The organism is Bradyrhizobium sp. 132, assembly GCF_023074185.1.
GTDB lineage: Bacteria > Pseudomonadota > Alphaproteobacteria > Rhizobiales > Xanthobacteraceae > Bradyrhizobium.
Genome location: NZ_JADPKY010000046.1, coordinates 1 through 4,712 on the forward strand (window position 1 = coordinate 1; position 4,712 = coordinate 4,712).

The window sequence follows — 4,712 nt, forward strand, 5'->3', positions numbered from 1 at the left end:
GTCATGGCCCAGCGTCTCCTTCGCCAGCAGCGCCAAGCCTTCCGCTCCCTTCCTGAAGTCGACAGGTTGCGTCGCCACGTAGATCATCAGGCTCGCGGGCATCGTCAGCATGAACGTGTCCGTCGGAGCGCCAAGAACACATCGCTCAACGCAGCAAGGCCAGGCGCCCCGCGTACCTCCACGCGCGCGCCCTGGAACTCAACCGTCACAATGGCTGCTGCTTCCGGCAGCCCGGAGGGCTCTGCGGCCGCAGGCAACGCTGATTCCGACGCCACCGGCACGAACGACAGCGTGTCCGCCGACGCCGGCAATACCAATTGGCCCAAACGCGCCCGGCGCCGCCAGTCATGCACCTGCTGGGGCCGGCAGCCATGGCGACGTGCGACATTTGTTACGATCGCGCCCGGCTCGAGACTGTCCGCGACAATCTGCGCCTTCAAATCATCCGGCCACTGCTTCCGGCCGGCGCCGGCGTACACTTCGATGCGCGGTGACAACGGTCGTCTTATGTCGTCCGAATGGTCGTCCATTGTGAGCACCCTTGCAGAAGATGACTCTTCTAACGGCGCTCACAGGTCTACGCACAAACAATCCAAAGGGCCTCGGCGCTACGCTTACGGAAGAGCAGAGTATTGCGGTGCTGAAGGAGCATGAGGCCGGGCCGAAGACAGCCGATCTGGCTCACAAGCACGGGATCTCCGAGGCGACGATCTACAATTGGAAGGCCAAATTCGGCGGCATGGACGTTTCCGAGGCGAAGCGATTGGGGCCCTGGAGGAGGAGAACGGGAAGCTGAAGAAGCTTCTGGCCGAGCAGATGCTCGATGCAGCCGCACTTTGCGAGCTCCTTTCAAAAAAATGGTAGGGCCCGCCGCCAAGCGCGCTGCTGTCGCGCATCTGCAGGCCGTCATGAGCCTGTCGGAACGGCGGGCCTGCTCGATCGTGGGTGCGGATCGGAAGATGATCCGCTATCGCTCTAGCCGCCCGCCGGACGCAGTTCTGCGTGGCCGATTGCGCGATCTCGCCAACGAGCGGCGGCGTTTCGGCTATCCGGCGGGATCAATCTCACATCGTGTCCCAACTGCCGAATCTCCCGCGCCCAGTGGTGAGCAGTCGCGCAGGCCTCAATACCGAGCAGGCAAGGTGCGAGCGAGGAGAAGAACGACACGATCTCGCCTCGCCGAAGGCGTTGGCGACCGGCCACTTGGCCTTGGCCATCAACTGCATGGATGTGAAAGATGTGCTTCGAAATGTCCAACCCAATTGTCGCGACTTCCATTGGTGAATTGCTCCTGTTAGCGGCTTCGTCCATCGCCAGTATATCGCCGGCGTCCGAGGGAGCGGGGCCGTCTTCCCCATCAACGGCCGGATGCGCGATGAGCTACTCAACCAGACTCTGTTCTTCGATCTCGACGACGCCCGCGCCAAGATCACCAATTGGGTCGCCGACTACAATCTCCAGCGTCCCCACTCGTCGCTGTAATACCTGACCCCCGCGGCCTACGCCGCCCACCTCACCGCAACGGACGATCGGCTGCGCAACCCCGACCAGCTCCGCCAATCGTCCGTTGCTCCACCCGCGCCACTTGGCGTACAAAACTCCGATACTCTAACTGCCGCTGGATGAAAATTCAGTGGCAGGTCAGTGGCGACCAAACCGGTAGACTTCCGCAAGGGCATGGTGGGTCTTGCGACCCTGGTGCGCGAGAGCATGGGTGCAGATCCATTCTCGGGAGCTGTCTATGTGTTCCGGGCCAAGCGGGCGGACCGGATCAAGCGGTGTTCTGGGATGGAACGGGCCTGTGCCTGTTCGCCAAGAGGCTCGAGGATGGGATCTTCCGCTGACCCCGGCGACGGGCAACTGATCGCATTGAAACCAAGGTGACAATTAATCGGCCTCACTACGAGCTGGCTATCGATCCACCAGCCGCGCTCACCCCGTCTGCGCTCCCGACCTGCTCCGTCGGGCCAAGCGCTACTACTTTTCCGAATGGCTTCAAAAAGAGAGTTGACAACAACCCGCAATTAAAGGGCCGATTGACACGGATAACACGTGTCGTTCCAGCTTCGTCGGGATCGGCGTTGACAAACGGCCGGCAGCAAACAAGTGCTTGAGCGGGCTGAGGCAACGACCAGTTATGCAGAATACTACCAGCTTGAGTAGGTCCGTTGCTTAGCCGTTCGAGGTAAGCGAGGGATCATGTCTTGCAAGGACAGGGTGGCCCGTTTGTCATGCTGAGAGCTCGCAATCTGCTTGTGAACCGCCTGCCTGCGGAGAAAACGACAATCGGCGTGATCAGAAGCGTGAGATCCAGATTGGATACTCCGAATCGAGCGACCGCTCGCACTCAAGTTAGTTTTGGCTATTTTCGATCAACCGCGCGAATCCGCTTTGGTATGGCAGCCGGTTGGCACGTTATCTCGGTCTGGCTATGAGGGGTTGGAGTTTCTCGGAAGAAGACGCAATTCACTCCAATTCGTTTGAAGATGAAGGGATCGCAACGTGAGCATCTCCTATGACCATTCGAAAAACACCCGTTGGCAAACTGCTGCGTTGCAAGCAGAGGAGTTTATGGTCCCGGCGTATGACGGAGCCATCGAACTCTATGTCAGAAACAAACATTTGGATTCGATGCACGAGTGGAAAGCTGAGCGTACCGTGTTGTGCATTCATGGGTCGACGTATCCGGGGCATGCAATGTATGATACACCCCTTGAGGGGTTTTCCTGGGCGGACTACTTAGCCGGACATGGTTACGACGTCTACCTACTCGACATTCGTGGCTACGGGAAATCAACTCGCCCGGCGGAGATGCTCGAGGATCCCAATGAAAACTCTGCGATTGTCGATGGTGAAACAGCCCTGCGCGATATTTCAGCGGCTGTGGATTTTATTCTCGCCCGTCGACAAATATCAAGGCTCGCCCTGCTCGGGTCGTCGTGGGGCGCAAGCCTAGCGGGACGCTATACAACGGAGAATTCGGAGAAGGTCGAGCGACTCGTGCTTCTCGGGGCAATGTGGTTCCATTTACCGGCAGTGCTCGATCCGTTCCCTAAGAAAATTCCAGCCTATCGTATCGTGAAGCGAGATCGGGCCCTCGCTCGATGGCTCAGAGGGGTTCCAGATCACAAGCGAGAACTGATTCTACCCCAGGCCTGGAGCCAGAGCGTCCTGGATTCTATTTGGTCGAGCGACCCGGTTGGCAGTAGAGCCGACCCGCCCTTTATCCGAGTTCCAAATGGACACTATTTAGACTGGCGAAACTATTGGTCAGCAGGAAAGCCTTTCTACGATCCTGAAAAGATTTTAGCTCCGGTGCTTCTGGTACAGACCGAGTGGGACACCGAAACGCCACCCTATATGGCGCAAACGTTGTTTCCGCTTTTGGCCAACTCGCGCGGGAAGCAATACATCTGTTTCGGTGATGGCACCCACCTCCCATTCTTCGAACGAAACCGGCTGAATGTATTCGCCGCCATTCAAAGCTTTCTGGAAGGATCCCGCTGAGGGCGTTGCGCCAGGAGGCCTGGCGGCTCATGCACGCGCCACTGGCCACGCAGTACGAGTGGTTCGCCGCCGTTCTGCGCGGGCACTATGGCTACTATGGCAGGCCGCACAACTATCCAGCGCTCAATGGCTTCTACCGCGAAGTGCGTCGGACCTGGCTGCGTTGTCTGAGACGGCGCAGCCAGAAAAGTCGGCGCATGAGCTGGCCGGAGTTCGAGACCCTGACGGCACGCTTCCGCCTGCCAACTCCACGCATCACTCGCACATGGGCGCAAGCGCGGATATGACGCGGGTTACCCTCGGGAAGAGCCGGGTGCGGGAAAGCCGCTTGCCCGGATCTGTGAGGGCAAAGCCAACGGCCGAGCTACTCGACCATGACCTTTCCTCCAGATGAAGTTAGAGTCCGGCCCGCAGAAGGACGGACAGATGAAGCGAGCAAGGTTTTCGGAAGAGCAGATTATCGCGGTGTTGAAGGAGCATGAGGCTGGTGCGAAGACGGCCGAGCTGGCTCGCAAGCATGGGATTTCCGAGACGACGATCTACAATTGGAAGGCCAAATTCGGCGGCATGGATGTCTCCGAGGCCAAGCGGCTGAAGGCGCTGGAGGAGGAGAACGCGAAGCTGAAGAAGCTTCTGGCCGAGCAGATGCTCGATGCGGCCGCCCTTCGCGAGCTTCTTTCAAAAAATGTATGACCGGCCCCGCCCGTGCAAGGTCGTTTAATGAGGACGATGCAGTCTGCACAAATGTATCCGGCCTCTTGCAAGTGGGCCGCTGTTGCGGCCAGGCCATGATGAGATCCGCGCGTGCCGTTCCCAGATAAATGGTTCGGGCTCGAAGCCCGCTTTTTTGCACAGGGTTTACGGCGCGCCGATCGACTGTTTCGTCATCACCTTCACGAACCTCGCAGTCTGGAACAAACGGGATCAGCTAAAGGCCGGATCCCGCCGTTCATAGCTTGCGCCGGGCTTGGTCATCACCACCCATGCGATCCGCGCAATCTTGGCCGCCAAGGCGACGGTGACCTTGTTAGTGTGCATGCGTGCCTGAAGTCCATCAAGCCACGCGCCAAGGCGGTATCGCGAGCGATCAAGATGAGTCACGCAGGAACGGGCGCCATGGATGATCATCCGGCGCAGATATCGATTGCCGCGCTTGCTTATCCCCAGCAGCTTCGTTTTGCCTCCCGTAGAATATTCTCTCGGGA

4 protein-coding genes and 4 pseudogenes are annotated in these 4,712 nt (G+C 58.9%); 5 read left to right on the forward strand and 3 right to left on the reverse strand.

Annotated elements, in window-relative coordinates; all coding sequences use genetic code 11:
• Positions 1 to 104 precede the first annotated feature (104 nt).
• Positions 105 to 530: a transposase gene (locus tag IVA74_RS08730; protein ID WP_247341710.1), complete on the reverse strand. Its 426-nt coding sequence runs from the start codon at positions 528 to 530 to the stop codon at positions 105 to 107.
• A 101-nt stretch (positions 531 to 631) separates the two neighbouring features.
• Here IVA74_RS08730 and IVA74_RS08735 point away from each other — a divergent pair.
• Positions 632 to 1,049: pseudogene (locus IVA74_RS08735) on the forward strand (transposase); the annotation flags it as partial.
• Position 1,050: 1 nt separating this feature from the next.
• On the opposite strand, the pseudogene IVA74_RS08740 reads toward IVA74_RS08735, so the two are convergent.
• Positions 1,051 to 1,278 (reverse strand): annotated as a pseudogene (locus IVA74_RS08740) (IS110 family transposase); the annotation flags it as partial.
• A gap of 81 nt (positions 1,279 to 1,359) precedes the next feature.
• Here IVA74_RS08740 and IVA74_RS08745 point away from each other — a divergent pair.
• The 4 genes and pseudogenes from IVA74_RS08745 to IVA74_RS08760 form a co-directional block, all read left to right on the forward strand.
• Positions 1,360 to 1,626, forward strand: a pseudogene (locus IVA74_RS08745) (transposase); the annotation flags it as partial.
• A gap of 876 nt (positions 1,627 to 2,502) precedes the next feature.
• Positions 2,503 to 3,507, forward strand: a complete 1,005-nt coding sequence (locus IVA74_RS08750; protein WP_247341713.1) for an alpha/beta fold hydrolase — start codon at positions 2,503 to 2,505, stop codon at positions 3,505 to 3,507.
• 29 nt (positions 3,508 to 3,536) lie between these two features.
• The gene (locus IVA74_RS08755) at positions 3,537 to 3,794 is read left to right on the forward strand and encodes a hypothetical protein (protein ID WP_247341716.1); all 258 of its coding nucleotides are present in this window, start codon (positions 3,537 to 3,539) and stop codon (positions 3,792 to 3,794) included.
• A 139-nt stretch (positions 3,795 to 3,933) separates the two neighbouring features.
• A pseudogene (locus IVA74_RS08760) lies at positions 3,934 to 4,191 on the forward strand (transposase); the annotation flags it as partial.
• Positions 4,192 to 4,431: 240 nt separating this feature from the next.
• Here IVA74_RS08760 and IVA74_RS08765 read toward each other — a convergent pair.
• On the reverse strand, positions 4,432 to 4,712 hold a 281-nt coding region (locus tag IVA74_RS08765; RefSeq protein ID WP_247341719.1), incomplete at its 5' end, for a transposase.

Coding starts and splice junctions, on each gene's coding strand:
- IVA74_RS08730 (WP_247341710.1), bottom strand. CDS start 530: ATGGACGACCATTCGGACGACATAAGACGACCGTTGTCACCGCGCATC.
- IVA74_RS08755 (WP_247341716.1), top strand. CDS start 3,537: ATGCACGCGCCACTGGCCACGCAGTACGAGTGGTTCGCCGCCGTTCTG.